A 26,488-nucleotide genomic window follows, 5' to 3' on the forward strand; every position below is an offset into this window, starting at 1 on the left:
ACCGGAGCGGCTCCCGGCCCCGGTGGTCCATGCTACCGAGCACAACACGTTCCGCGATGCCGTGCTTCCCACCCGTCACCGAAATCACCCGATCGGGCGGATTCAGCCACCTCGTAACGGGGGAAAGCGAAGCGCGCACTCGGGAGGGCGAAGAACCCGCGCGCTCGCGTGCGCCCCCGCGAGCCCGTCCTTCGCCCCCAGGAGGTCTCAGCGGAGCGGCAGCCCGCCCAGCCAGGCCGGGTCGATGACGCCGGTGGCGACGATCTCGGCGGGACCGGTCATCTCCACCCGGCCGTCCGGGTGCTCGGTGATGGCCAGGCGTCCGCCCGGGAGGTCCACGGTGTAGGTGACCGCCTCACCGGTGACGGCCGGATCGAGTCCGTCCCGCCGCGCGGCGGCGACCCCGACGGCGCAGGCCCCGGTCCCGCAGGACCAGGTCTCCCCCGACCCCCGCTCGTGCACCCGCATCGCGACGTGCCGCGGCCCCCGGTCCACCACGAACTCGACGTTGACGCCCTCGGGGTACGCACTCTCCGGCGTGGTGCGCGGCGCCCTCAGCAGATCGCCCGCATCGTCGAGGTCTGCGACGAAGGCGACCGCGTGCGGGTTGCCCATGTTCACGTTCCGGGCGGGCCAGCTGCGCTCGCCGACCGTGACCTCGATCCCGTCGGGGCCGGGCAGCAGCGCGCGGCCCATGTCCACGGTGACCTCACCGGGCGTACCGTCGGCGGCGTCCTCGGCGACGACCGCCCGCCGCACCCCGGCCCGGGTGGCGATCGCGAGCGGGCCCGGCTCGGCCAGCCCGGCGTTGACCAGGTAGCGCGCGAAGACCCGCACGCCGTTGCCGCACATCTCGGCGATCGAACCGTCGGAGTTGCGGTAGTCCATGAACCACTCGGCCTGGTCGGCCTGGTCGGCGGCGGCCGGGTCGGCGGCGGAGCGCACCACCCGCAGCAGCCCGTCGCCGCCGATGCCGGCGCGGCGGTCGCACAGCCGGGCGACGACGGCCGGGCCCAGGTCGAGCAGGCCGTCCGGATCGGGGATGATCACGAAATCGTTCTGGGTCCCGTGGCCCTTGAGGAAGGACAGGCCCGTCGCGGTAGCGGAAGCACTCACAGTGCCGATGGTACTGACCGGCCGGACGGCCCGGTCACCTGGTCCGGCCCGTGGGAGCGGGACCTCGGCCGCAGGCCCTCCGGGAACGGGCCACCGCGGCGGGGAGACGTCCTCAGCCGCCCAGGCGGACGACCCGCCAGACCGCCAGCACCGCCGCCACGACCGCGATCAGGGTGTAGACCGCGATGGCCCGGCGGCTGGCCCGCTGCCCGGTGCCCCGGCGCGGCAGGCCCGGCCACTTGTACCCGGCGATCCTGGCCGCCATCGCGCCCCAGCCGACCGAGGCGGCGGTGAGCAGCAGCCCGAGCATCCCGATCATGGCCGAGGCGCTGTCGCTGGAGCCGAAGGCGAGCGGGAAGGCGAACATCAGCGAGCCCAGGGTGGCGACCAGGGCTATCGGCAGGATCTGCCACCAGCGCAGCCTGCGCCGCGGACGGATCTCCCGCTCGTGCACCACGCCGGGCACCGCCAGGTCCCCGATCGCGGGCACGGCGACGGCGTACGAGGTGGTGGGTACGGCGAGCTCGGGCAGCGTGATCTCGGCGCTGTCCTCGGCGCCGTTCTGCAACTGCTCGATCTCGGGGCCGGTACCCGGCGACACGCCGCCTCCCCTGACGGTTTGACACGGGCTCATGGAGCCGTGAACGGTGAGGCCGGTCCATGCGACCGACCTCATATGCCCTCGATGATGGCATGTCCAGAGATGGCCGCAGGGCGTCCCGAGGGGTCGGCGGGTGATCCGTGGCCAGGACGTGATGCGGCCGTAACCCCGAGTTCGCCATGCACATGCAGGTGCATGGCACGATGGCTGGAATTCATCGGAACTGAGGCCGAATCAGATCAGCGGCATCAGTCGGCGATCAGCTCCAGCGACCGGTCGAGCAGCTCGACCGGGTCCGCCCCGGCGGGACGGTCCAGCCAGTGGATCCGCTCGTCGCGGCGGAACCAGGACTCCTGGCGGCGGGCGAACCGCCTGGTCGCCCGGACCGTCTCGGCGCGTGCCTCCTCCTCGGTGCACATCCCGGCGAAGTGGTCGAGCACCTGCTGGTACCCGAGCGCCCGGCTGGCCGTACGGCCCTCGCGCAGGCCGAGCTTCTCCAGTTCCCGCACCTCGTCAAGGAGTCCCGCCGCCCACATCCGGTCAACCCGCAGCGCGATCCGCTCGTCCAGCTCGGGACGCGGCACCCGGACGCCGATCTGCACCGTGTCGTACACCGACCGGTGGCCCGGCAGACTGGCCGTGAACGGGAGGCCGGTGATCTCTATGACCTCCAGCGCCCGGACGATCCGGCGGCCGTTGCTCGGCAGGATCGCCGCGGCGGCGGCCGGGTCGAGCCCGGCGAGCCGGCGGTGCAGCAGGCCGGACCCGGCCTCGGCCAGCTCCTGCTCCAGCCGGGCGCGCACCTCGGCGTCGGTGCCCGGGAACTCCATCTCGTCGATGGCCGCCCTGACGTACAGGCCGGAGCCGCCGACCAGCACCGGGGTCCGCCCGGCCGCCAGCAGCCGGTCGATCTCGGCCCGCGCCAGGCGCTGGTACTCGGCGACGCTGGCGGCCTCGGTGACCTCCCAGATGTCCAGCAGGTGGTGCGGGATGCCGCCGCGCTCGTCCTCGGTGAGCTTGGCGGTCCCGATGTCCATCCCCCGGTAGAGCTGCATGGAGTCGGTGTTGATCACCTCGCCGCCGAGGCTGCGGGCGATGGCGACCGCCAGATCGGACTTTCCGGCGGCGGTCGCGCCGACCACGGAGACGACGCGGGGCGCATGGACACGGGAGCTACTCACGGTCCCAGTCTCGCAAAGCCGGCCGGAAGACCGTGCGCCGGTACTGGAGATCGTTCCGGAGAACAATGAGGCTGTCTGGGGCGTTGAACCATTCGGAACATCCGACCCACGAGGAGAGCGAGACAGCCATGGGCCTGATGGACACCCTCAAGGACAGGGCCGAGGAGCTCAAGGTGAAGGCCAGCGAACTCGCGGGCCAGCACAACGAGAAGATCGACCACATGGTGGAGAAGGCCGGCGAGGCCGTCGACAAGGCGACCAAGCACCGGTACACCGACAAGATCGAACACGGTGCGTCCAAGACCAAGGAGGCCGTGCACAGCTTCGCCGCCAAGCCCAAGGACGAAACCGGGGACGAGACCCAGCCCCCGGCCGGCTGACGTCAGGCCCTCCTCCCGACCGTCAGGCCCTCCTCCCGCCCGTCAGGCTCGCTTCCGGGCCGTGCCGTCGGGCGTGGGGTGGCGCGCGGCCCCGAGCGCTGTGGGCCGTGATGCGGGGCCCGGGTGCCGCGGGGCCTCGGGCCCGGCGGTCAGTGCCAGGAGGCCACGAAGTAGCCGACCCCGTACGGTGCCTCGGCGTAGCGCAGCCGCGCGCCGAGCCCCGCCCCCTCCGCGGCTCCGGCGAGGACCTGCCAGGGCGCGCGGCCGTCCACCAGCAGCTCGGTGGCCGGCTCCGGGTCGAGGGCGGCCAGCGCCTGGACGTCGGCCGCGCCCAGGGCGCGGGCGACGTCCGCGTCGTAGCCCTCGGCGCGCTCGTCCAGGTAGCCCGGTGCCTTGACCGAGCGGCAGGCGCTGCCGTCGCCCATCACCAGCAGGCCGACCCGGTCAGCGAGGTCGGCCAGGCCCTTGCCCAGGCCGAGCATCCGGGCGGGTGAGGCGTCGGCGGGGACCGCGCAGGCGTGTGTGGGCAGGGTGGCCCGGGCCTCGGTCAGCAGCCAGGCCCCGACGGTCAGCGAGGGGGCGAGCTCCGGCCCCTCGACGCCGCCGGAGGGCAGTCGGACGGCCAGGTCCACGCCGTACCGGTGGAGGGAGCCCGCGCCGCCCTCGGTCCAGACCTGGGCCTGCGGGCCGGTCCCGACCACCACCAGCAGCTCGGCGCCCGAGTCGAGCAGCTCCCGCACCGCCTCAGCGCAGGCGGTGCGCAGCGGCTCCAGTTCGGGCGCGGCCCCAGCGGCCACCTCCGGTACGAGCAGCGGGGGGCAGGGGCAGACGGCGGCGGCAACCAGCATGTCGATCACTCTAACCGCGCGTCCCGACCGGCCCCCAGGCGGCGCGGGGATCCGCCCGACCAGCCGGGCGGCACCGGGCGCGGGTCCGCTCGGCCGACCGTGTGTGCGCAGCCGTGCGCCGCCGTGGCGGGTAGGCCTCACACGCGGTCGACCCGACCGGCCCCGCGCCCTGGTGTGTCCGTGCCGCTACGTCAGCAGTCGCCGCAGCCGTTGGCCGGCGCGGCCGCCAGCGGCGCCGGCGCACCGATCGTCGGCAGGCCGAGCATCACTCCGGCCGGCTTCGCGGCCGGCGCGGCCTGCCGCTTCTCCCACGCGTCACCCGCGCGGGTACGGCGCACGGAGAGCACCGGCCCCTCGGCGAGCAGGTGGTGCGGGGCCGCGTAGGTGATCTCGACCGTGACCATGTCGCCGGGACGCACCGGAGAGTCCGGCCGGCTGAAGTGGACCAGCCGGTTGTCGGGCGCGCGGCCGGACAGCCGGTCGGTCCTGTCGTCCTTCTTGCCCTCGCCCTCCGCGACCAGGATCTCCAGGGTGCGGCCGACCTGCTTCTTGTTCTCCTCCCAGGAGATCTCCTCCTGGAGGGCGATCAGCCGGTCGTAGCGCGCCTGCACCACGGCCTTGGGGATCTGGTTCTCCATCTCGGCGGCGGGGGTGCCGGGCCGCTTGGAGTACTGGAAGGTGAAGGCGTTGGTGAACCGGGCCTCGCGGACCACGTGCAGGGTCTGCTCGAAGTCCTCCTCGGTCTCGCCCGGGAAGCCCACGATGATGTCGGTCGAGATGGCGGCGTCCGGCATCGCCTCGCGGACCTTCCTGATGATCCCGAGGAAGCGCTCCTGCCGGTACGAGCGGCGCATCGCCCGCAGCACGGTGTCCGAACCGGACTGCAGCGGCATGTGCAGCTGGTGCATCACGTTCGGGGTCTCGGCCATCGCGGCGATCACGTCGTCGGTGAAGTCGCGCGGGTGCGGCGAGGTGAAGCGGACCCGCTCCAGGCCCTCGATCTGCCCGCAGGCGCGCAGCAGCTTGGAGAAGGCCTCGCGGTCGCCCAGGTCGGAACCGTAGGCGTTGACGTTCTGGCCGAGCAGGGTCACCTCGACGACGCCCTCGGCGACCAGCGCCTCGATCTCGGAGAGGATGTCGCCGGGGCGGCGGTCCTCCTCCTTGCCGCGCAGCGCGGGCACGATGCAGAAGGTGCAGGTGTTGTTGCAGCCGACCGAGATCGCGACCCAGGCCGCGTACGCGGACTCACGGCGGGTGGGCAGCGTGGAGGGGAAGGTCTCCAGCGACTCCAGGATCTCGACCTGGGCCCTCTTCTCGACCGCCGCGCGCTCCAGCAGCGCGGGCAGGTGGCCGATGTTGTGGGTGCCGAAGACCACGTCGACCCACGGGGCCTTCCGCACGATGGTGTCGCGGTCCTTCTGCGCCAGGCAGCCGCCGACGGCGATCTGCATGCCCTTGTGGCGGTTCTTCACGGGCGCGAGCTGGCCGAGGTTGCCGTACAGCTTGTTGTCGGCGTTCTCCCGCACCGCGCAGGTGTTGAAGACGACCAGGTCGGGATCGTCACCGCCCTGCTCGGCCTTGACGTATCCGGCGTCCTCCAGCAGTCCGGCGAGGCGCTCGGAGTCGTGGACGTTCATCTGACAGCCGTACGTGACGACCTTGTAGCTCTTCGGTTCCTGGCTCGTACCCACGGACCCAAGAGTACGAGACCGCGGTCCACCCGTGTGAACCTCTCCCGATCATGGCCCGGGCCTGGCAGGATCCCCCGCATGACTTTCGCGCCGGGCACCGTGCTTCGCGTGGTGGCCCGCAGCCGGCTCGGCCGGGCGGCCGCCGCGCTGCTGCTGGTGGTCGGCGCGCTGGCCGGCTGGTGGCTGAGCTCGGGGAACGGCAACCGCTACCCGGGAGGCCCGCCCAGACTCGCGACCGGTGTGCAGCGCGGGGTCTACGACAAGTACGGGTCGCTGCTGCGCGAGTACCTGGACGAGCACCAGCCCGCTCTGAAGCTGCAGTTGGACGACTCGGAGGGCTCGGTCGACAACCTGGAGCGGGTGCTCTCCGGACGGGACGCCTTCGCGATAGCGACCGCCGACGCGGTCACCGACTACCAGGGACCGCAGAAGTCCCGGCTGCGGGCCATCGCCCGGCTCTACGACGACTACCTGCAGCTGGTGGTCCCGGCCGACTCGCCGGTGCACCGGGCGGCGGACCTGCGGGGCCTTCGGGTGAGCGTCGGCCAGAGCCTGTCCGGCGTGAACCTGGTGACCAGACGGCTGCTGGCCGCCGCCGGGCTGGACCCGGACAAGGACATCCACCCGGCCATGCTCGGTGTCGGCGACGCGGCCGACCAGCTGAAGGCGGGCAAGCTGGACGCCTTCTTCTGGTCCGGCGGGCTGCCGACCTCCGCGCTCGCCGACCTCTCGGAGCAGTTCCCGATCCGGATCGTGCCGCTCGGCGACCTGGCCGAGTCGGTGCACCAGCAGGAGGGCGGCGGCGTCGACGCCTACCGGGCCGCGACCATTCCGCCCGACGCCTACCCCAAGGCCCAGAACGGCGAAACGGCGGTGCCCACGCTCGCGGTGCCCAACCTCCTGGTGACCAGGGACGACGTCGATCCCGGTCTGGTGGAGGACCTGACCAGGGCGGTGATCGACAGCCGCGACACGATCGGCGCCAAGGTGCACGCCGCCCAACTCGTCGACCTGCGCACCGCCGTCTACACCGCCCCACTCCCGCTCCACGAAGGCGCCCGCCGCTACTACACCTCGGTCAAACCGTGAGACGCCCCCGGGGCGGAGCCGGCCGGAGGTAGCGGGGTGACCGCCCTACCCGGTGCCCTTGGGCACGGTGAGCGTCACCGCCAGCCCCCTCGGCTCGGCCGGGGCGAAGTCGAGTGAGCCGCCGCCGGCCAGCAGCAGGGTCCGGGCGATGGAGAGCCCGAGCCCGGAGCCGTCGACGTTCTGGTGCCTGGGGCTGCGCCAGAAGCGGTCGCCGACCCTGGACAGCTCCTCCTCGGTGAGCCCGGGCCCCTCGTCGGTGACCGTCACCGCGACCTCGCGCCTGCCCATCGCTATCCGCAGCGCGATCCGCCCGGCGTCCGGAGTGAACTTGAGCGCGTTGTCGAGCACCGCGTCCAGCGCGCTGCCGAACCCGATCGGATCGGCCAGCCCGACCGCCGACGGCGACCCTTCCCAGTCCAGCCGCTGCCCGCGCTGCTCGGCGACCGGACGCCAGGCGTCCAGCCTGGCCAGCACCAGACCGGTGAGGTCGACCTGCTCGGGTTCGGGGCGGGCGTGCTCGGCGGTGGCCAGACCCAGCAGGTCGTCCAGCACCCGGGCCAGCCTGGCACCCTCCTCGCGGACCTGGCCGAGCTCCTCCTCGTGCCCCTCGGGCAGCTCCAGGCCGAGCAGCTCGACCCGCAGCAGCAGGGCGGCGAGCGGATTGCGCAGCTGGTGCGAGGCGTCCGCGACGAAGGCGCGCTGCTGGTCCAGAGCGAGCACCACGTTGTCCGCCATGTGGTTGAACGAACGTGCCAGCCGCCGGAGCTCGGGCGGGCCCGCACTGGCGGCGACCCGCGCGTTCATCCGTCCGGTGGCGATGTCATGGGTGGCCCGGTCCAGGGTGCGGACCGGGCGCAGCACCCAGCGGGTCAGGCGTACCGCCAGCAGTACGGCCACGATCATGGCCAGCGCCTCGCCCGCGCCGAGCACCAGCCAGCGGTGCAGTATCCGGGCCCGCAGCGACCCGGTCGGCGAGTCGGTGAGCACCACGGCGACCACGTCGCCGTCCCGGACCACGGGGGTGGCCACGGTGAGCGTCCGGTCCGGGGTCCAGGGCCAGACCTGCGGCGGGTTGTGGCTGCGCCGACCGTCCAGCGCCTCCTGGAACGCCTGGCGGCCCGCGACGGTACCCGGCACCCGCCAGCCGTCCGGTGCGCTGGCCGCGGCGACGCCGCTGCGCCGGAAGATCCCGATCCGGATCCCGTACAGGTTGTGGTAGCGCCCGGCCTCGACGGCCAGGGCGTTGCGGCGGCCGGGGTCGCCCGGGTCGGGCGTCGGGTCGCCCTTCATCGCGGTGTCCATGCCGAGGTAGCCCTGGGTGGGCAGGTCCTGGGCGAACCTGGCCGCGTCGTCGAGCCGGTCGACCACCACCACGCTCTGCTCGGCGGCCGCGATGAACACCGCGAGCGGCACCCCCAGGGCCGCGAGCACGCAGGCCATCAGGGAGAGCAGAATGCCGAGCAGACGGTTGCGCACGGGGGTCAGCGCCCCGATTCGGGGGTGGCGGGGTCGGCCTGGGCCGGCTGCTCGGCGATCAGGCGGTAGCCCACGCCGCGGACGGCCTCGACCAGCCCGGGCAGGCCGAGCTTGTTGCGCAGCGAGCCGACGTGAACCTCCAGGGTGCGCCCGTTGCCCTCCCAGCCGCTGCGCCAGACCTCGCTGAAGATCTGCTCGCGCCGGTAGACCACGCCGGGGCTCTGCGCGAGCAGCGCCAGCAGGTCGAACTCCTTGCGGGTGAGCGGCACGTCGCGGCCGTCCACGCTGACCCTGCGGCGCTCCCGGTCGATCGAGATGCCGCGCGACTCCAGCGGTCCCGGCCGGGCCGACTGGTCGCCGGACTCGGATCCGGTGCCGGTGGCCGGCCAGCGCCGGACCACCGCGTGGATCCGGGCGAGCAGTTCGCCCATGTCGTAGGGCTTGGTGATGTAGTCGTCGGCGCCGAGGTTGAGCCCGTGGATCCGCGAGCGGACGTCGGCCCGCGCGGTCACCATGATCACCGGCACCCCGCTGTGCGCGCGGATCCGGCTGCACACCTCGAAGCCGTCCCGGTCGGGCAGCCCGAGGTCGAGCAGGACCACCCGGTACGGCTCGTTACCGTCGGGCACCAGCGCGTCCAGCGCCTCGTGCCCGCTGCGGGCATGGCGTACCTGGAAGCCGTGCCTGCCGAGTACGGCGACCAGCGCGGCGGCGACCCGTTCGTCGTCCTCGACGAGCAGCAGGCGCACCCCTGCCTCCTTTCCGTGGTCTGTCCGGTGAGCGATCGGTCCGGGTTTGGCCGGTCCTTGCGGAGTATGGTCGAGTCCGCCGGGTCCTGTCACCAGGCCGTCGGTGCCCGGCCGTCGGTGCACGGCCGCTCGCCCGGCAACCGCCCGGCGCACAGCGGGATCCCGTGGTCACTCCGGGCAGATGGTGTGGCCGGATCGTGATGCTCAAGTTCCCCTCAGATCGGCTGACATGACATCGTCGGCGCTTCTATGGTCTGCCCAACCGGGGGCCGTCGGGCTCCGCCGGCTCTCGGCCCCCGGCGCAGACAGCACATGCACCAGCACCGCAGCCCCGGGGCTCACCCGGGTCGGACCCGAGGGAGCAAGGCGCGATGACCGAGACCACCGGCACCGACTCCCGGCCTGAGCCCCTGGTCGCGCTGAGCGGTGTCAACAAGCACTACGGGGCGCTGCACGTGCTCCAGGACATCGACCTGGAGATCGCCCGGGGCGAGGTGGTGGTGCTGATCGGCCCGTCCGGCTCCGGGAAGTCGACCCTGTGCCGGACGATCAACCGGCTGGAGACCATCGACTCCGGCACCATCACCGTCGACGGCCGTCCGCTGCCCGCCGAAGGGCGGGAACTGGCCAAGCTGCGGGCCGAAGTCGGCATGGTGTTCCAGAGTTTCAACCTCTTCGCACACAAGACCGTGCTGGAGAACGTGGTGCTCGCCCAGGTCAAGGTCCGCGGGATCCCGAAGGCCGAGGCCGAGCAGACCGCCCGCACCCTGCTGGACCGGGTCGGGGTGGGCGCGCAGGCGGACAAGTTCCCCGCCCAGCTCTCCGGCGGCCAGCAGCAGCGGGTGGCGATCGCCCGCGCGCTGGCCATGAAGCCCAAGGTGATGCTCTTCGACGAGCCCACCTCGGCCCTCGACCCCGAGATGGTCAACGAGGTGCTGGAGGTGATGCGTTCACTCGCCGCCGAGGGCATGACGATGGTCGTGGTGACACACGAGATGGGCTTCGCCCGCTCCGCCGCCAACCGCGTGCTGTTCATGGCGGACGGCCGGATCGTCGAACAGAACACCCCCGAGGCCTTCTTCACCGCGCCGCGCAGCGACCGCGCCAAGGACTTCCTTTCGAAGATCCTGCACCACTGAGGCCGCAACTGATCTAGCGTCTGACCCGATTCCGGTGGGACCGGGCCCGAGAGCGTGCCCGGAAAACCCACCGGTGGTTGGCGCGCGGGTACCGTGCCAGGAACTCTTAAGCCCAGCGGCCCGGTTGACCCGTGGCCAAGAACGAGGAGAGCGAACCCTCATGAGGACCCGTCGCACCATCGCCGCCGCCATGTCGGTACTCGCCCTGACCGCCGTCGCAGCCTGCGGCAAGAGCGGATCCCCCAGTGACAGCGCGGCCGGCGGCAGCGCCGCCCCCAAGGCCCCGACGTACCAGGTGAAGAGCGACGTCAAGCTGACCGGCTCGCAGACCTTCGACGCGGCCAAGAAGCGCGGCCACCTGGTCGTCGGCGCCAAGTCCGACCAGCCCTTCCTCGGCTTCGAGGACCTCACGGCCGGCTCCGGTGCCAGCGCCCGCTCCGGTTTCGACATCGAGATCGCCCGGATGATCTCCGCCGACCTGGGCTTCGACCCGAACACGATCGAGTGGAAGACGATCGCCTCGGCCAACCGCGAGACCGCCATCTCCCAGAACCAGATCGACTACTACGTCGGCACCTACACCATCAACGACAACCGCAAGAAGCAGGTCTCCTTCGCCGGCCCCTACCTGGTGGCCGGCCAGGACCTGCTGGTCGCGAAGAACAACACCACGATCACCGGCCCCGAGTCGGTCAAGGACAAGGCCGTCTGCACCGTCACCGGCTCCACCTCGATCGACAACATCGTGAAGTACGGCGCCAAGATCACCAAGTACGACAACTACTCGCAGTGCGTGGACAAGCTGATGACCGGTGAGGTCGACGCGGTCACCACCGACGACGCGATCCTCAAGGGCTACGCCGCCAAGAACCCCGACAAGCTCAAGGTGGTCGGCAAGCCCTTCACCCAGGAGCCGTACGGTGTCGGCCTGGCCAAGGACGACACCGTCCTGCGCGGCGCGATCGACGACGCGCTCAAGGCCCACGAGGACAACGGCGACTGGAAGAAGGCCTACGACGCCACCCTGGGCCTCTCCGGCGCCCCCGCCCCGGCGGTCCCGGCCCTGAACCGCTACTGAGCCTGACAGCCGACCAGTTCCGACCACCTGACAGCCCCTTTGATCGAGAGGAGGGCCGCCGGCATGGGCATAGTCTTCGATGACGGCAACTTCGCGCTGCTGCGCGCCGGATTTCTGCAGACGGTCGAGCTCAGCGCGCTGAGCGCGCTGCTCGCGCTGCTGATCGGCACCCTGCTGGCGGCCTTCCGGGTCTCCCCGGTACCGGCGCTCCGCGTCTTCGGCACCGTCTGGGTCAACATCTTCCGCAACACCCCGCTGACGCTGCTGTTCTTCGCGGTGGCCTTCGGGCTCCCCCGGCTCGACGTCCACCTCTCCAGCTTCACGTTCGCGGTGATCGCGCTCGGCTTCTACACCGCCAGCTTCGTCTGCGAGGTGCTGCGCTCCGGCATCAACACCGTGCCGCTGGGGCAGGCCGAGGCCGCCCGCAGCCTGGGCATGAACTTCGGCCAGACGCTCGGCCTGATAGTGCTGCCGCAGGCGGCCCGCTCGGTGCTGGGTCCCATGAGCAGCGTCTTCATCGCCCTGCCCAGGAACTCCGCCGTGGCCGGCGCGTTCAGCGTCAGCGAGCTCTTCAGCGCACAGCAGACCCTGACCGAGCGCGGATACGCCATCTTCGCGGTCTTCTTCTGGCTGGCCGCCGCCTATCTGCTCGTGAGCGCCGTGGTCGCCCTGATCTTCCGTCTCCTGGAGACCCGACTGGCGGTGGCCCGATGAGCAGCGCCCCGACCTCGACCGTCCTCTACGACACCCCCGGCCCCCGCGCCAGGGCTCGCTACCGCGCCTTCGGGGTGCTCTCGGTGCTCGGCATCGCGGCCCTGCTCTGGTACGCGTACGACAGCCTGGACAGCACCGGGCAGTTCGCCGCCGCGATGTGGGACCCGTTCCAGTACACCGCCATCCAGCAGCGGATCCTCGACGGCCTGCAGAGCACCCTGACCGCCTTCGGCCTGGCCGCCGTCCTCTCGCTGGCCCTGGGCTCGCTGCTGGCGGCCGGACAGCTCTCCGACCACAGGCCGGTGCGGGCGGTGGCCACGGCGATCGTGCAGTTCTTCCGCGCGATGCCGCTGCTGATCATGATCTTCGCGCTCTACCACTCGCTGTTCGCCACCTCCCCGCTCTGGGGGCTGGTCACCGGACTGGCCCTGTACAACGGCGCCGTCCAGGCCGAGATCATCCGCGGTGGTGTCAACGCGGTCCCGCGCGGGCAGGGTGAGGCCGCGTTCGCGCTCGGCATGCGCAAGACCCAGGTGCTGTTCACCATCCTGGTGCCGCAGGCCGTCCGCACGATGCTCCCGACGATCATCGGCCAGCTGGTGGTCACCCTCAAGGACACCTCGCTCGGCTTCCTGATCACCTACACCGACCTGCTCTACGCCGGGAAGCTGATCGCCAGCAACACCTCCACCCCCGGGGGCTACCCCTACATCCCGGTCACCATCGTGATCAGCGTGATCTACATCGGGATGTGCCTGGCGCTGACGGCGCTGGCCAAGTGGCTCGAGGCGCGCGGGCGCCGCGGCGCGAACCGGCGTACAACAGCCACTGCTTGACGGACACCCAGGCGATCTGTTGCATTGCTCTTCGTGACAGCACCCGGGACCCCCTGCACCGCAGCCGACGCCGCTTCCTCCGTATGCCCCGTATCCCCGGAGGTCCCGGCACGCGCGGCCACCCCCGCGGGGGCCCGGGTCCGGACGGAGGTCCGCGCGTGGACCCCGTGATCGTGGTCGGCGCCGGGCCGGTCGGGCTGGCGACAGCACTCGCCCTGGCCCGGCACGAGGTGCCCAGCATCGTCCTGGACGAAGGCGCGGGTGTCTGCCCGGAGGGCCCGCGCACCGTCGTCCTCGGCGACGACAGCGCCGCCCTGCTCACCCGGCTCGGCTACACCAGGGCCGTCTCCGACGCCGCCCGCTGGGACGCGCTCAGCGTCTGGCGCCGCCGCTCCGAAGTACTGCGGCTGGAGCTGGACGCCAATCCGGTGCTCCACCTCCCGCAACACCGCCTGCAGCGGGGCCTGCGCGACGCCGTCACCGCCACCCCGCTGGTCCAGCTCACCCCGCTCAGCCGGGTCATGGAGCTCGAACAGGACCGGGACGGCGTCAGCGTGCGCACCCGCCACACCCAGGACGGCACCGACACCTGGTGGCGCGGCAGCCACCTGGTCGGCTGCGACGGCGCCCGCTCCACCGTCCGCAAACTGCTCAAGGTCCGCTTCCCCGGCCGCCCGGCGGTGGACCGGCACGCCGTCGCCACCGTGCGCGTCAACCTGCCGTTCCCCGGCGAGGCCCGGCTGCACCGCGAACCGCCGTGGCGCGGCGACCGCGAGGCCTCCGCCCGCCCGCTGCCCGACGGACTCTGGCGGCTCGACTGGCGACTGCCCCCCGGCCGCCCGGCGCCCACCGCACCGGTCGACCCGCACGCCACCTGGCCCGGCATCGTCACCGGCGACACGCTGCTCGCCCGGGTCAAGTCCACCCTCACCGGCTGGTGCGGCGAACTCCCCCCGTACGAACTGCTCGCCGCCGCCGACCACACCTACCAGCAGCGCCTCGCCGCCCGCTTCCGGGTGGGCCGCTGCTTCCTCGCCGGGGACGCCGCCCACCTGCACGGCGCGCTCGGCATGCAGAACCTGGTCGACGGCCTGCGCGACGCTGACAACCTCTCCTGGCGGATCGCCCTCACCTGGCACCTCCCCCCGGCCTCCGGCCGACAGGACCCTCCTCCCGCCCAGCTCACCGGCGGACCGCAGCCCGACGGCTCGCTGCTCGACGGGTACGAGGCCGAGCGACGCGGCGCGGTCGGCGCCCGGCTGCGCTCGGTCGACCAGGCCATGCCGCTGCTGCGACCGCTGCGCGGCTGGCAGCAGACCAGGCGCTCGCTGCTCACCGGCTCGTTCCGCAAGCACGCCCCGCTGCTCGCCGACGGCCAGCTCGGCACCGGGCGCTTCGGCGGCGCGCCCGCCTACCCGGCGGCGCCGTCCGGCGTACCCGGCCGGGTGCCGGTGCAGCGCGGGGCCGGCCGGGGCACCACGCTCAGCGAGAACCTGCCCGCGACCGCGCCCGGGGTGCTCGTCCCCGACGTTCCCGTGCTCACCACGGAAGGGTCCCCCGACTCACTGCGGGCCCGGCTCGGAGCCGGGTTCCTGCTACTGCTGGTCGCCCCCGGCACCGCCGTATGGGCCTCACAGCACTGGCTGAGCGCCGGGATGATGCCCCAACTCGCCGAGGTGGCAAGCGCGTTGCCGGTGCCCACCGAAGTCCTGGTCACCGAGCGGTACCCGGGTGCTGATCCGCACACCGTGCTGCTGATCCGCCCCGACGGCCACCTGGTCGGCACCACCCAGGGCTGCCGCGGCGAAGACCTCCGGGCCCTCGCCGACCGCGCCCGCGGCGGGCCGCCCTCGCTGGCCGGCGCCGAGAGCTGACTCCCGAGTGCCGCGCCTCGGGGCGGCGGCTCTTCAGAGCTCCGGCCCGCCCGACGGGGGGGCGACTGCCGGCCCACCCGGGGCACGAGCGCCCCAGGACGGTGGCTCTTCAGGGCACGGAGCGGATGCCCAGGACGAGGGGAGGCCTCCAGAGGCACGGGGAGCCGCGTGGAGGAGCACCCCCTCACCCCTGGTCCGTCCGCCCCGGCCTACCAGTCCTCCGCCGGGCCGTCCTCCCCGTCCGGCGAATCGCCCTCCCCGTCCAGCGCGTCCCGCACCACCCGGAAGGCCAGGCCCTCCGAGTAGCCGCGCCTGGCGAGCATGCCGACCAGGCGGCGGATCCGGGTGTCCCGCGCCAGCCCCCGGGTCGACCGCAGCTTCCGGTCGACCAGCGCCCGGGCGGCCTCCGCCTCGTCCTCCTCGTCCAGCTGGGCCACCGCCTGCTCGACCAGGTCACCGGCCACCCCCTTGGTCCGGAGCTCCTGGGCCAGCGCCCGCCGGGACAGGCCTCGGACGGCGTGCCTCGACTCGACCCAGGCCTCGGCGAAGGCGGCGTCGTCGATCAGCCCGACCTCCTCGTACCGGGAGAGCACCTCCTCCGCGACCTCGTCCGGGATCTCCCGCTTGCGCAGCGCGTCCGCCAGCTGCTTACGGGTCTTGGCCGTGCCGGTGAGCAGGCGCAGGCAGATGTCCCGTGCCCTGGCCTCCGGATCGACCGACTCCTCCCGTGCCGGCCGCTCCGGGGGCTCCGCCCCATCGGAACGGGCTGCCCCGCCCGGACGTCCGGCCCGGCCGGACCGCTCCGGGCGCCCCTCCCCACGACCGCGCCGCCCCTCTCCCCGGGGGCCGCGCCGTCGCTCCCTGACCGGCACGTCGGGAGCCGCCCCGTCGAAGACCGCCGGCTCGAACGCCGGCTGCTCGGCGGCCACGGCGGTCCGCCGACGACGACGCCCGGGTGTCAGCTCGGAAGCCCGGACCACCCCGAGCTCCGTCAAGCCGTCCGGCGTCTCCTCCTCCGCACTGCCCGTCCACCAGTCCGGTGGACCGTGGTCGCCGGGGCCGGGGGCGGCCCCCGGCGGCCACTCGTCCTCGTAGCTCACTCGTACCTCGGTGGACTCAGGCCTTGGCGGCCGCCGCCTTCTTCGCCGCCGCGGTCTTGGTGACCGTAGCGGTGATCGGCTTGGCCGCGCCCTCGGCCTCGGCGGCCGGGGCGGCGTCGCCCTCGGTGTCGCCCTTCACACCGATGCCCAGCTTCGTCTTGATCTTCTTCTCGATCTCGTCGGCCAGCTGCGGGTTGTCCCGCAGGAAGTTGCGGGCGTTCTCCTTGCCCTGGCCGAGCTGGTCGCCCTCGTAGGTGTACCAGGCACCCGACTTGCGGATGAAGCCGTGCTCGACGCCCATGTCGATCAGACCGCCCTCGCGGCTGATGCCGATGCCGTAGAGGATGTCGAACTCGGCCTGCTTGAAGGGGGCGGCCACCTTGTTCTTGACCACCTTGACCCGGGTGCGGTTGCCGACCGCCTCGGTGCCGTCCTTCAGGGTCTCGATCCGGCGGATGTCCAGCCGGACCGAGGCGTAGAACTTCAGCGCCCGGCCACCGGTCGTGGTCTCCGGGGAGCCGAACATCACGCCGATCTTCTCGCGCAGCTGGTTGATGAAGATCGCGGTGGTGTTCGACTGGTTCAGGGCACCGGCGATCTTGCGCAGCGCCTGGCTCATCAGCCGGGCCTGCAGACCGACGTGCGAGTCGCCCATCTCGCCCTCGATCTCCGCGCGCGGCACCAGCGCCGCGACGGAGTCGATGATCACCAGGTCGATCGCGCCGGAGCGGATCAGCATGTCGGTGATCTCCAGGGCCTGCTCACCGGTGTCCGGCTGGCTGACCAGCAGGGCGTCGGTGTCCACGCCGAGCTTCTTGGCGTACTCCGGGTCGAGGGCGTGCTCCGCGTCCACGAACGCGACCGTGCCGCCCGCCCGCTGGGCGTTGGCCGCCAGGTGCAGGGTCAGCGTGGTCTTGCCGGAGGACTCGGGGCCGTAGATCTCGATGACCCGGCCGCGCGGGATACCGCCGACACCGAGGGCGATGTCGAGGGCCGTGGAACCGGTGGGGATCACGTCGATCGGCTCGTTGGCCTTCTCGCCCAGGCGCATCACCGAGCCCTTGCCGAACTGCCGCTCAATCTGGGCGAGTGCGGTCTCAAGAGCCTTCTCGCGGTCCGTACCTGCCATGGCTTCCACCCTCGGGTTCTGTGCTGTGCGCTTCATCGTCCTCGACGCTAGCGCGTCCCACCGACAATCGACCCGGATCGGGCTCGGCCTGTGGATAACTCGACACCAAACAGTATAGGGAACAGGCGTTCGAATAGAACGAAACCGCCTACCTGCTCTCCTCGCCACCGCCCTGACCTGCGGAATCCTCCGATCCGCCAACACCGACCAGGCGTCGCAACCGGCGTGCGGTCTCCAGACTGCGCTCCCTGGCAAGCCGCTTACGCTCCTCGCCTCGATCGATCCGCGGATCGCTGGCGACCTCGTACCTGCGGACGTACGTCCCGACGAAGCCCTGCAGCGTGGCGGCGGCCGGGATCGCGATCAGCGCGCCGACCGCGCCCAGCAGCGCCGCCCCGGCGATCACCGAGCCGAAGGCCACCGCCGGGTGCAGGTCCACCGTCCTCGCGGTGATCCTCGGGTGCAGCAGGTAGTTCTCGACCTGCTGGTAGACGATCACGAAGACCAGCACCCAGAGCGCGTCCACCGGCCGCACGGTGAGCGCGACGAGCACCGGAAGCGCACCGGCCAGATAGGTGCCGATGGTCGGGACGAACTGCGACATCACCCCGACCCAGATCGCCAGCGCCCCCGCGTACGGGAGCCCGAGCACCGCGAACATGACCCAGTGCCCGACGGCCGAGACGACCGCCAGCAGCGCCCGGGAGTAGAGGTAGCCGCCGGTCTTGGCCAGTGCGATCTCCCAGGCCCGCAGCACCTCCGCCTGCTTGGCGGGCGGCAGCAGCGAGCAGACGGTCCGCCGCACCCTGGGTCCGTCGGCGGTGAGGTAGAAGGTGAACAGGCCGACCGTGAACGCCTGGAACAGCCCGCCGAGCAGTGTGCTGGACAGGCCCCACACGTTGTCCGCGGCCTGCTGGGCGTACTTCTCGATGCTCCCGGAGTCCTTGAGCACCCGCTGCTGGAGCTGACCCAGCGACAGGTCCTGGTGGAACGTCCGGTTGATCCAGTCGATCAGGTTGTCGACCAGGTGCGGCAGGTCACCGGCGATCTTCGCCACCTGGTCCACCAGCAGTGTGCCGAGCGAGGTGAGGAAGCCCGAGAGCGCGATCCCCAGGCCGATGAAGACCAGGAACGTACCGAGCCCGCGCCGCACCCCGCGAGCGGCCATCCGGTCCACCGCGGGCTCGATCGCCAGCGACAGGAAGAAGGCGACCAGCAGCATCACGAAGAGGTCGATGAGCTGGTGGAACGCCCAGTCGGCAAGTTTGAACGCCCCCACCAGCAGCAGCGCCAGCATCATCGCCCTGGGCAGCCAGCGGGGCATCGCCTCGCCCCGCAGGGCACCGCGGCGGGCGGGTGGCGGGTCCTGGTCCGGGCCTTCCCGGTCGGTCCGGTCGGTCTGCTGGGGCTCTGCGCTACTAACCACCAGCCCAGTCTCACCCATGTCCGTCCGGAACCGGGCGGACCGCCGACCCGGGCCGCGGGCGGGCGGGCGGTCTCAGCGCAGCAGGGTGGAGACCCCCTGGGTGTCGCAGACCACCCGCCACACGTCCTTCGCCTCCCAGCCGGCCTCCAGGGCCTGCCGGATCGTCCGCCCGCCGAGCCCGCTCATCACGTGGTCGCTGGCGAACGACTCGGCGTACGCCTCGCCGAAGTGCTCGTACATCCGTCGCCAGAACTCGGTCAGCCTCATGGCCCCCAGTATCCCCCGCGTCAGCGCGGACCCCGCCGGCGGGCGTGCCATTCGGCCCGCTCCAGCGCGTACTCGACCTCACCGTGCTCGGAGCCCTCGATGGCCTCGGGCCAGTCCTGGAAGAAGGTACGGACGTGGCGCAGCCCGGCCTTCTCCATCACCCGGCGCGAGCCCTGGTTGACCGCCATGGTGACCGCGAACACCCGCTCCACGCCGGGTTCGGTGAACCCCTTGCCGATCAGCGCCCGGGCGCCCTCGGTGGCGTAGCCCAGGCCCCAGGCGGAGCGCCGCAGCCGGTAGCCGAGTTCGACCTCGTCCGGCCGCTCGTCGTCCGGCGGGCGGAACTCGAACCAGCCCAGGAACTCGCCGGTGGTGCGCTCCAGCGCCGCCCAGTACCCGAGCGCCGGGAAGCGCCGGTAGTAGGAGAAGTACAGCAGCAGGATCCGCTGTTCCACCTCCTCCCGGGGCGTGGCCCGGCCCCCGGTCAGGTAGCGCATCACCTCGGGATCGGCGTCGAGCTCCAGCAGGAGGTCGGCGTCCTCGGTGGTGAACCGGCGCAGCACCAGGCGCCCGGTCTCCAGATGAATCCGCATCCGCCGATACTGCCCGGGCCGCCCGAGCGTGCGCACGCCGTTTTCCGGGCGCCGCCCGCGGCCGTCACTCCCTGGGCAGGGCCAGCACTCCGGCGCCGTAGTAGTCGTGTTCCGTGCAACGTCCCTGTCCGAGCGGGCAGTTGGCCGCGGCCGTCCTGGTGAGCAGGGCTACAGTCCGGTCCGGGCCGAAGTCGGGGTGCTCCGCGGCCACCACGGCGACCGCGCCGGTCACGTGGGCGGCGGCCATCGAGGTACCGGCCAGCGCGGCGTACTGGCCGCCGGGCCAGTCCGAGACGATCCCGCCGAGCGCCCCGGTGTCCGGGTCGCCGCCGGGGGCGGTCAGGGTGATCCGGCCGTGGCCGTAGTTGGAGTACCCGGCCGGCGCCCCGCTCCGGTCCACGGCGCCGACCGTCACCACACCGGGCAGTTCTCCGGGGAGGCGGATGCACTCGGTGCCGAGGTTCCGGTCCTGCGCCGGCCCCGAGGTCCGGTCGTTCGGGCTGCGCTGGTCGGACCGGGCGGCGCCGAGGTCCTGCCCGTCGTTCCCGGCGGAGGCCACCACCACGGCACCCTGCCGCTGGGCGTACGCCACGGCCCGGCCGACCGCCGCGATCAGCGCGGCCTGGTCCGGGTCCTCGGGGCAGTTGTACTTCCACGGGTCGGCGAAGTAGCTGTCGTTGATCGCCCTGGCCCCGTGGTCGGCCGCCCACAGCAGACCGCAGACGATGTTCTCGGTGTAGTACTGGCCGAGCGGGCCGAGCAGCCGGACGGCGGCGATCCGCACCCCCGGGGCGACCCCGACGACGCCCTTGCCGTCCTGCGCCGCGCCGACGATCCCGGCGACATGGGTGCCGTGGCCGCTCTCGGGCACGCCCTCGTCGGGGCGCCAGGCGCCGTACCGGGGATCGGGGCGCCCGTCGGCGCAGGAGGCGGACGCCGCCGGGTCCACCGCGCTGCGCAGGTCCGGGTGGGTGTCGTCGACGCCCGAGTCCAGCACCGCCACCAGCACCCGGCGCAGCTGCTGGGCGGAGGGCAGCGGCCGGTCCGCGCCGCGGTCGACGGCGGGGCCGCGCAGCAGGGAGGTGGCGTTCCCCGGGCTCCCGGCCGCACCGATCATCGCCAGGTTCCAGCCGGCGGCCTCCCTCGGATCGGGGACCGTGCCCTCGGGGCGTGCCGCGGCACGGTCCAGGGATGCCGGCACCCCGCACCCGGGCGGGCGCTCCGCCGGGCAGCCGTCCCGGGGGAACCGCGCGCCCCGGGAGGCGGTGCCGCCGCACCGGGCCCGGGAGCCGCAGCCGCCGAGGGGCGCGGGGAGCCCGCCGGGGAGACTCACGCCCGGCCGGCGCGCCTGCGGCGCTCCGGTGGCACCTGGGCGGTACGCGGCCGTCCCGCGCGCCCCCGGTCCGGCGGAGCCCGGCGCGCTACCGCCGGCCCGGAAGTCGCCGATGCCGGACAGGGGGCCCGGCGGACTGGGCACCGCCTCGGTCCTGGTCGCCCCGACCGCCGCGACTCCGGGCCGTCCGCGGAGCCGTTCGCCGAACCCGCCGCCCGCGTACGCGAGCACCGCCCCGATCTGCGGGTACTCCTGGACCACCTGCCCGCCCGCCGCCCGGACCAGCCCCGATGCCAGGGCGGTTCCCCCGGGGTCCTGCTGTTCGGCCAGCACCAGGTAGCTGAGGTACGAACGGCCCGGTCCCGAGACATAGGGGACCGCGCCGCCGAGCACCAGCGCGGTCATCAGCATGGCCAGCAGGGCGCGCGCGGGGCCGCCGGGACGTTTCGCGGGCTTGCCACAGGCCGGACCGACCCGTTCCATCGCGCCGCCTCCGCTCCTCGACCCCCGCGATCACCGGACTGAGTCATCACAATATGAGCTGATTGTCCTAATTGACCCGCTGGACTAGGTCAGACGGTCGCCCGGCTCCGCCCCGCGCGGCAGCCGGGCTGGCCCACCCACAGACCTCCGGCACCGGTTGTCAGTGGCGGGCTGCACCATGGGGGCATGGCGCGACGTACCGGTGCGGACTCAGTGGACGGCCCCGACCCGCTCGCGGGGTTCGCCCCCGCGACCAGGGCCTGGTTCACGGGTGCCTTCACCGCGCCCACCGCCGCCCAGTCCCAGGCCTGGGCCGCCATCCGGCAGCAGACGGACGTCCTGGTGGTCGCCCCCACCGGCTCCGGCAAGACGCTGGCGGCCTTCCTCTCCGCGCTCGACCGGCTCAGCAGCACCCCGCCGCCCGCCGACCCGAAGCACCGCTGCCGGGTCCTCTACATCTCGCCGCTCAAGGCCCTCGCGGTGGACGTCGAGCGCAACCTGCGCGCACCGCTCGCGGGGTTGCGCCAGGCCGCCGTCCGGCTGGGCCTGCCCGAGCCGGAGGTCCAGGTGGCCATCCGCTCCGGCGACACCCCGGCCGCCGACCGCCGCCGCTTCGCGAGCCACCCGCCGGACATCCTGATCACCACCCCGGAGTCGCTGTTCCTGCTGCTCACCTCCGCCTCCCGGGAGGCACTGCGCGGCATCGACACCGTGATCCTGGACGAGGTGCACGCCGTCGCCGGCACCAAGCGCGGCGCCCACCTCGCCCTCAGCCTGGAACGGCTGGACGAGCTGCTGGAGCGGCCGGCCCGCCGGATCGGCCTCTCCGCCACCGTCCGGCCGGTCGAGGAGGTGGCCAGGTTCCTCAGCCCGCGGCGCGGCGCCGCGATCGTCCAGCCGCCCGCCGCCAAGCGGTTCGACCTCTCGGTGGTCGTCCCGGTGGCCGATCTGGGCGAACTGCCCGCCGGTGCGGACGACGGCCCGTCCCGGCCGCAGGCCCAGGGAGCCTCCATCTGGCCGCACGTCGAGGAGCGGATCGTCGATCTGATCCAGGCCCACCGCTCGACCATCGTCTTCGCCAACTCCCGCCGCCTCGCCGAGCGGCTCTGCAACCGGCTGAACGAGATCGCCGTCGAGCGCGCCGCCGACGCCGTGCCCGATCCGCGCGGCCGGGTCGCGACGCTCACCGAGTCGCACGCTCCGGCGGAGCTGATGGGCGGGTCCGGTGCCGCCAAGGGGGCTCCCCCGGTGCTGGCCAGGGCGCACCACGGCTCGGTCTCCAAGGAGCAGCGCGCCCTGGTGGAGGAGGAGTTGAAGGCCGGCCGGCTGCCCGCCGTGGTGGCCACCTCCAGTCTGGAGCTGGGCATCGACATGGGCGCGGTGGAGCTGGTGGTCCAGGTCGAGTCACCGCCCTCGGTCGCCTCCGGCCTGCAGCGGGTCGGCCGGGCGGGCCACCAGGTCGGGGCGGTCTCCACCGGTGTGGTCTTCCCCAAGTACCGGGGTGACCTGGTGCAGTCGGCGGTGGTGACGGAGCGGATGCGCGCCGGGCGGATCGAGGCCCTGCGCATCCCGCGCAACCCGCTCGACGTGCTGGCGCAGCAGCTGGTCGCGATCACCGCCCTGGACACCTGGGACGTGGACGAGCTGCTCGCCCTGGTCCGCCGGGCCGCGCCCTTCGCCACCCTGCCGCAGTCCGCCTTCGACGGTGTGCTCGACATGCTCGCCGGCCGCTACCCCTCCGACGCCTTCGCCGAGTTGCGGCCCCGCCTGGTCTGGGACCGGGTCGCGGGCACGGTCACCGGCCGCCCCGGCGCCCAGCGCCTCGCCGTCACCTCCGGCGGCACCATCCCCGACCGCGGCCTGTTCGGCGTCTTCATCGCCGGCACCGACCCCAAGAAGGGCGGCGGCGGGCGACGGGTGGGCGAGCTGGACGAGGAGATGGTGTACGAGTCCCGGGTCGGCGACGTCTTCACGCTGGGCACCACCTCCTGGCGGATCGAGGAGATCACCCACGACAGGGTGCTGGTCACCCCGGCCCCAGGCATCCCCGGGCGGCTTCCGTTCTGGAAGGGCGACTCCCTCGGCCGTCCGCTCGAACTCGGCCGCGCGGTGGGCGCCTTCGTCCGCGAGCTGGGTTCCCTCACACCGGGCGACGCCACCACCCGCCTCAAGGCGGCCGGTCTCGACGACTGGGCGGCCGGCAACCTGCTCAGCTACCTCGCCGAGCAGCGTGCCGCCTGCGGCCACCTGCCGGACGACCGCACCATCGTGGTCGAGCGCTTCCGCGACGAACTCGGCGACTGGCGGATCGTCATCCACTCCCCCTTCGGCGCCCAGGTGCACGCCCCGTGGGCCCTCGCCCTCGGCGCCCGGCTGCGCGAGAAGCACGGGCTGGACCCGCAGGTGATGCACGCCGACGACGGCATCGTGCTCCGCCTCCCCGACGCGGACCTGCTCGACTTCCCCGCCGAAAAGCCGGCTTCGGACGAGGCCCCGGTCGGTGCCGACACCGCGCTCTTCGACGCCGAGGAGATCGAACAGCTGGTCACCGACCAGGTCGGCGGCTCCGCGCTGTTCGCCTCCCGCTTCCGCGAGTGCGCCGGGCGCGCGCTGCTGCTCCCCCGGCGCAGCCCCGGCAAGCGCACGCCGTTGTGGCAGCAGCGCCAGCGTGCCTCCCAACTCCTCGAGGTGGCCGCCGAGTACGGTTCCTTCCCGATCGTCCTGGAGGCCGTCCGCGAATGCCTCCAGGACGTGTTCGACGTCCCGGGGCTGGTCGAGTTGATGCGCGATCTGGAGTCGCGCACCGTACGCCTGGTGGAGGTCACCACTCCCGAGCCGTCCCCCTTCGCCCGCTCGCTGCTCTTCGGCTACGTCGCCCAGTTCCTGTACGAGGGCGACTCCCCGCTCGCCGAACGCCGCGCCGCCGCCCTCTCGCTGGACTCCCGGCTGCTCTCCGAGCTGCTCGGCCAGGCCGAGCTGCGCGAGCTGCTGGACCCGGACGTACTCGCCGAGTTGGAGGCCGAGCTCCAGCGCCTCACCCCCGACCGGCGGATCAAGGACATGGAGGGGGTCGCCGACGCACTGCGCCTGCTCGGCCCGCTGAGCGAGGACGAGTTGACGGCACGCGGAGCCGAGCCGCTCTGGGCACTGGAGCTGGAGGCCGCCCGCCGCGCCATCCAGGTCCGGATCGGCGGCGAGCCGCGCTGGGCGGCGATCGAGGACGCCGGCCGGCTGCGCGACGCCCTCGGCACCCCGCTGCCGGTCGGTGTGCCCGAGGCGTTCACCGAGCCGGTGAAGGACCCGATGGGCGATCTGCTCGCCAGGTACGCCCGTACTCACGGCCCCTTCACGTCGGTTGAGGCGGCGTCGAGGTTCGGCCTGGGCACGGCCGTGGTCACCGGCGCGCTGCACCGGCTCACCGCCGCCGGCCGCCTGGTCCAGGGCGAGTTCCGCCCGCCCGGCCAGACCGCCGCCCACCACCCTTCCCAGGGGGTGCTTCCCGCCGCCCCGTCCGAGGGCCACCCCGCCACCGTCGAGTGGTGCGACAGCGAGGTGCTGCGCAGGCTGCGCCGCCGCTCGCTGGCCGCGCTGCGCCAGGAGGTCGAGCCGGTCCCGCCGCGCACGCTGGCCGCCTTCCTGCCCCAGTGGCAGCACCTGGCCGGCCACCGGCTGCGCGGCCTTGACGGACTGCTGCGCGTGGTCGAACAGCTCCAGGGCACCGCGCTGCCCGCCTCCGCGCTGGAGAAGCTGATCCTCCCGGCCCGCCTGTCCGACTACACCCCGGGGATGCTGGACGAGCTGATGGCGGCCGGCGAGGTCGGCTGGTCCGGCGCGGGCGCGCTGGCCGGCAAGGACGGCTGGATCAGCCTGCACCTGCCCGAGTCCGCCCATCTGCTCCGCCCCGAGCCGGTGCCGCCCGCGCTGACCCCGGTGCACTCCGCCCTGCTGGACGCCCTGACCGGCGGGTACGGGCTGTTCTTCCGCCAGCTCGCCGAGCGGGCACCGGACACCCCCGCCCCGGAACTCACCGAGGCGCTCTGGGACTTGGTCTGGGCCGGGTACGTCACCAACGACACCCTGGCCCCGTTGCGGGCCCTGCTCGGCTCCGGCCGCACCGCCGGTGCCACCGCGCACCGCGCACCCCGCGCGACCCCGCGCGGCCGCTACGGCGGCGCCGGGCGCGGCTTCGGCCGCCCGGCGAGCGCGCTGCGCGCCGGGCCGCCCACGGCGGCCGGGCGCTGGTCACTGCTGCCCCCGTTCACCGAGGACGCGACCACCCGGGCCGCCGCACAGGCCCAGATCCTGCTCGACCGGCACGGCGTGCTCACCCGGGGCACGGTGGCCGCCGAGCGCGTCCCGGGCGGCTTCGCGGGGGTGTACCGGGTCCTCGCCGCCTTCGAGGAGCGCGGCCGGGCCCGGCGGGGCTACTTCGTGGAGGGACTCGGCGGCGCCCAGTTCGCCATGGACGGCGCCGCCGACCGGCTGCGTTCGGTCAACGGCCGACTGGAGCGGGCCGCCGCCACCGAGTGGCCGGGCACCGGCACCGGCGCGGAGCCGCCCCAGATCCTGGTGCTGGCGGCGGCCGACCCGGCCAGCGCCTACGGCGCCGCACTGCCCTGGCCGGAGCCGCCGGCCGCCCCGGGGGCCGAAACGGCTGCGGCCCACCGGCCCGGCCGCAAGGCGGGTGCCCTGGTGGTGCTGGTCGACGGCGAGCTGGCGCTGTACGTCGAGCGCGGCGGGAAGTCCCTGCTGGCCTGGCGGTCACTGCCGGCCGCGGTCGAGGCGCTGGCCGAGGCGGTCCGGCAGGGCGCACTCGGCAGCAGCGTCACCATCGAGCGCGCCAACGGCGAGTCCGCCCTCACCTCCGACCTGGGCCGCCTCCTGGAGCAGGCCGGCTTCCACCCCACCCCGCGTGGTCTGCGGCTGCGCGCCTGATGCCGCCGGGCGCGGGGCCCCAGGGGCACCGGCCGAGGCGCGTGGGGCCGGTGCACGGGCCGGACGTCATGGCGTCCGGCCGACCCGGCGGGAGCACACCGGGGGCGCGGGAGCCCGAGTGACCGGCCCGCGAAGGTGCATGGTCACTCGCTTGAGCCCCGCGCCCCTGGGAGACCGTCCCTGCTCCTGGCGCCCTGCCGGGGGATCTGCGGTCTATCGGTCAAGTGGCGCTGCCGGTTCCACCTTCGGCGATTCACCCGTACGGCGTCGTGACCCGGTCAGCGGACGGCTGCTGTGCACCGGTACGAGCCCAAGACCCCAACCGCCCAGCGCCAGCGCCCCGAGCATCGCGCCACCGCTCGGCAGCCCTCCGCCCATCAGCAGTACCCCGGCGGATGCGACCAGCAGGACGGCCGGGCTCCAGCACCGGTCCGGGCCTATTCGCCCGGG

General features: G+C 73.3%; 21 protein-coding genes. 8 read left to right on the forward strand and 13 right to left on the reverse strand.

Features of this window, described 5'->3' with window-relative positions; genetic code table 11:
* Positions 1 to 207: 207 nt before the first annotated feature.
* From dapF to miaA, 3 genes are all read right to left on the reverse strand, one after another.
* The gene (gene dapF / locus ACSMTC_RS12835) at positions 208 to 1,116 is read right to left on the reverse strand and encodes a diaminopimelate epimerase (protein ID WP_436559814.1); all 909 of its coding nucleotides are present in this window, start codon (positions 1,114 to 1,116) and stop codon (positions 208 to 210) included.
* A 112-nt stretch (positions 1,117 to 1,228) separates the two neighbouring features.
* Positions 1,229 to 1,717 (reverse strand): hypothetical protein, encoded by a 489-nt coding sequence (locus ACSMTC_RS12840; RefSeq protein ID WP_436559815.1) that lies wholly within the window; start codon positions 1,715 to 1,717, stop codon positions 1,229 to 1,231.
* Between the two features lie 248 nt (positions 1,718 to 1,965).
* Positions 1,966 to 2,898 carry a tRNA (adenosine(37)-N6)-dimethylallyltransferase MiaA gene (gene miaA / locus ACSMTC_RS12845; RefSeq protein WP_436559816.1) on the reverse strand — a complete coding sequence of 311 codons (933 nt, stop codon included), beginning with the start codon at positions 2,896 to 2,898 and terminating at the stop codon, positions 1,966 to 1,968.
* An 83-nt stretch (positions 2,899 to 2,981) separates the two neighbouring features.
* Between miaA and ACSMTC_RS12850 the strand changes: the two genes are divergently transcribed.
* A complete protein-coding gene (locus ACSMTC_RS12850; RefSeq protein WP_436559817.1) occupies positions 2,982 to 3,278 on the forward strand; it encodes an antitoxin in 297 nt (98 codons plus the stop codon).
* Positions 3,279 to 3,427: 149 nt separating this feature from the next.
* Here ACSMTC_RS12850 and ACSMTC_RS12855 read toward each other — a convergent pair whose 3' ends face one another.
* Entirely contained in the window at positions 3,428 to 4,126 is a 699-nt protein-coding gene (locus ACSMTC_RS12855; RefSeq protein ID WP_436559818.1) for a class III extradiol dioxygenase subunit B-like domain-containing protein, read from the reverse strand.
* Positions 4,127 to 4,317: 191 nt separating this feature from the next.
* Positions 4,318 to 5,817, reverse strand: a complete 1,500-nt coding sequence (gene miaB, locus ACSMTC_RS12860) for a tRNA (N6-isopentenyl adenosine(37)-C2)-methylthiotransferase MiaB (RefSeq protein WP_436559819.1) — start codon at positions 5,815 to 5,817, stop codon at positions 4,318 to 4,320.
* Positions 5,818 to 5,895: 78 nt separating this feature from the next.
* Here miaB and ACSMTC_RS12865 point away from each other — a divergent pair, with 78 nt between their 5' ends.
* A complete protein-coding gene (locus ACSMTC_RS12865) occupies positions 5,896 to 6,906 on the forward strand; it encodes a TAXI family TRAP transporter solute-binding subunit (RefSeq protein WP_436559820.1) in 1,011 nt (336 codons plus the stop codon).
* Positions 6,907 to 6,951: 45 nt separating this feature from the next.
* Here the strand turns inward: ACSMTC_RS12865 and ACSMTC_RS12870 are convergent, their stop codons facing one another.
* Together ACSMTC_RS12870 and ACSMTC_RS12875 are read right to left on the reverse strand one after the other, a co-directional pair.
* On the reverse strand, positions 6,952 to 8,382 hold the full coding sequence (locus ACSMTC_RS12870; RefSeq protein WP_436559821.1) for a sensor histidine kinase: 1,431 nt from the start codon (positions 8,380 to 8,382) through the stop codon (positions 6,952 to 6,954).
* 5 nt (positions 8,383 to 8,387) lie between these two features.
* The gene (locus ACSMTC_RS12875) at positions 8,388 to 9,131 is read right to left on the reverse strand and encodes a response regulator transcription factor (RefSeq protein ID WP_436559822.1); all 744 of its coding nucleotides are present in this window, start codon (positions 9,129 to 9,131) and stop codon (positions 8,388 to 8,390) included.
* 410 nt (positions 9,132 to 9,541) lie between these two features.
* Between ACSMTC_RS12875 and ACSMTC_RS12880 the strand changes: the two genes are divergently transcribed.
* From ACSMTC_RS12880 to ACSMTC_RS12900, 5 genes are all read left to right on the forward strand, one after another.
* The gene (locus tag ACSMTC_RS12880) at positions 9,542 to 10,270 is read left to right on the forward strand and encodes an amino acid ABC transporter ATP-binding protein (RefSeq protein WP_436564668.1); all 729 of its coding nucleotides are present in this window, start codon (positions 9,542 to 9,544) and stop codon (positions 10,268 to 10,270) included.
* A gap of 160 nt (positions 10,271 to 10,430) precedes the next feature.
* Positions 10,431 to 11,348 (forward strand): glutamate ABC transporter substrate-binding protein, encoded by a 918-nt coding sequence (locus ACSMTC_RS12885; RefSeq protein WP_436559823.1) that lies wholly within the window; start codon positions 10,431 to 10,433, stop codon positions 11,346 to 11,348.
* Positions 11,349 to 11,411: 63 nt separating this feature from the next.
* Positions 11,412 to 12,062, forward strand: coding sequence for an amino acid ABC transporter permease (locus ACSMTC_RS12890; protein WP_436559824.1), 651 nt, complete (start codon positions 11,412 to 11,414; stop codon positions 12,060 to 12,062).
* Positions 12,059 to 12,898, forward strand: a complete 840-nt coding sequence (locus ACSMTC_RS12895) for an amino acid ABC transporter permease (protein WP_436559825.1) — start codon at positions 12,059 to 12,061, stop codon at positions 12,896 to 12,898. The genes ACSMTC_RS12890 and ACSMTC_RS12895 overlap by 4 nt, the downstream gene beginning before the upstream one ends.
* Before the next feature lie 158 nt (positions 12,899 to 13,056).
* Positions 13,057 to 14,772, forward strand: a complete 1,716-nt coding sequence (locus tag ACSMTC_RS12900; protein WP_436559826.1) for an FAD-dependent monooxygenase — start codon at positions 13,057 to 13,059, stop codon at positions 14,770 to 14,772.
* 209 nt (positions 14,773 to 14,981) lie between these two features.
* Here the strand turns inward: ACSMTC_RS12900 and recX are convergent, their stop codons facing one another.
* The 6 genes from recX to ACSMTC_RS12930 all read right to left on the reverse strand — a co-directional run bounded on the left by recX (position 14,982) and on the right by ACSMTC_RS12930 (position 21,103).
* The gene (gene recX / locus ACSMTC_RS12905) at positions 14,982 to 15,872 is read right to left on the reverse strand and encodes a recombination regulator RecX (RefSeq protein ID WP_436559827.1); all 891 of its coding nucleotides are present in this window, start codon (positions 15,870 to 15,872) and stop codon (positions 14,982 to 14,984) included.
* A gap of 16 nt (positions 15,873 to 15,888) precedes the next feature.
* Positions 15,889 to 17,001 carry a recombinase RecA gene (gene recA / locus ACSMTC_RS12910; RefSeq protein ID WP_436559828.1) on the reverse strand — a complete coding sequence of 371 codons (1,113 nt, stop codon included), beginning with the start codon at positions 16,999 to 17,001 and terminating at the stop codon, positions 15,889 to 15,891.
* A gap of 148 nt (positions 17,002 to 17,149) precedes the next feature.
* A complete protein-coding gene (locus ACSMTC_RS12915; protein WP_436559829.1) occupies positions 17,150 to 18,445 on the reverse strand; it encodes an AI-2E family transporter in 1,296 nt (431 codons plus the stop codon).
* Positions 18,446 to 18,499: 54 nt separating this feature from the next.
* Positions 18,500 to 18,694 carry a DUF3046 domain-containing protein gene (locus ACSMTC_RS12920; protein ID WP_436559830.1) on the reverse strand — a complete coding sequence of 65 codons (195 nt, stop codon included), beginning with the start codon at positions 18,692 to 18,694 and terminating at the stop codon, positions 18,500 to 18,502.
* 20 nt (positions 18,695 to 18,714) lie between these two features.
* Complete coding sequence (locus tag ACSMTC_RS12925; RefSeq protein WP_436559831.1) at positions 18,715 to 19,287, reverse strand: GNAT family N-acetyltransferase; 573 nt, start codon at positions 19,285 to 19,287, stop codon at positions 18,715 to 18,717.
* Between the two features lie 64 nt (positions 19,288 to 19,351).
* Positions 19,352 to 21,103 (reverse strand): S8 family serine peptidase, encoded by a 1,752-nt coding sequence (locus ACSMTC_RS12930; protein ID WP_436559832.1) that lies wholly within the window; start codon positions 21,101 to 21,103, stop codon positions 19,352 to 19,354.
* Positions 21,104 to 21,289: 186 nt separating this feature from the next.
* Here ACSMTC_RS12930 and ACSMTC_RS12935 point away from each other — a divergent pair, with 186 nt between their 5' ends.
* Complete coding sequence (locus ACSMTC_RS12935) at positions 21,290 to 26,038, forward strand: ATP-dependent helicase (RefSeq protein ID WP_436559833.1); 4,749 nt, start codon at positions 21,290 to 21,292, stop codon at positions 26,036 to 26,038.
* Positions 26,039 to 26,488 lie beyond the last annotated feature (450 nt).

The organism is Kitasatospora sp. HPM-01-4 (assembly GCF_051374625.1).
GTDB lineage: Bacteria > Actinomycetota > Actinomycetes > Streptomycetales > Streptomycetaceae > Kitasatospora.

Excerpts from the sequence above, each read along its gene's own strand:
- ACSMTC_RS12935 (WP_436559833.1), top strand. The coding sequence starts at position 21,290 with ATGGCGCGACGTACCGGTGCGGACTCAGTGGACGGCCCCGACCCGCTC.
- ACSMTC_RS12885 (WP_436559823.1), top strand. The coding sequence starts at position 10,431 with ATGAGGACCCGTCGCACCATCGCCGCCGCCATGTCGGTACTCGCCCTG.
- recA (WP_436559828.1), bottom strand. The coding sequence starts at position 17,001 with ATGGCAGGTACGGACCGCGAGAAGGCTCTTGAGACCGCACTCGCCCAG.
- ACSMTC_RS12915 (WP_436559829.1), bottom strand. The coding sequence starts at position 18,445 with ATGGGTGAGACTGGGCTGGTGGTTAGTAGCGCAGAGCCCCAGCAGACC.
- ACSMTC_RS12890 (WP_436559824.1), top strand. The coding sequence starts at position 11,412 with ATGGGCATAGTCTTCGATGACGGCAACTTCGCGCTGCTGCGCGCCGGA.
- ACSMTC_RS12930 (WP_436559832.1), bottom strand. The coding sequence starts at position 21,103 with ATGGAACGGGTCGGTCCGGCCTGTGGCAAGCCCGCGAAACGTCCCGGC.
- ACSMTC_RS12895 (WP_436559825.1), top strand. The coding sequence starts at position 12,059 with ATGAGCAGCGCCCCGACCTCGACCGTCCTCTACGACACCCCCGGCCCC.
- ACSMTC_RS12920 (WP_436559830.1), bottom strand. The coding sequence starts at position 18,694 with ATGAGGCTGACCGAGTTCTGGCGACGGATGTACGAGCACTTCGGCGAG.
- ACSMTC_RS12925 (WP_436559831.1), bottom strand. The coding sequence starts at position 19,287 with ATGCGGATTCATCTGGAGACCGGGCGCCTGGTGCTGCGCCGGTTCACC.
- ACSMTC_RS12855 (WP_436559818.1), bottom strand. The coding sequence starts at position 4,126 with ATGCTGGTTGCCGCCGCCGTCTGCCCCTGCCCCCCGCTGCTCGTACCG.
- ACSMTC_RS12865 (WP_436559820.1), top strand. The coding sequence starts at position 5,896 with ATGACTTTCGCGCCGGGCACCGTGCTTCGCGTGGTGGCCCGCAGCCGG.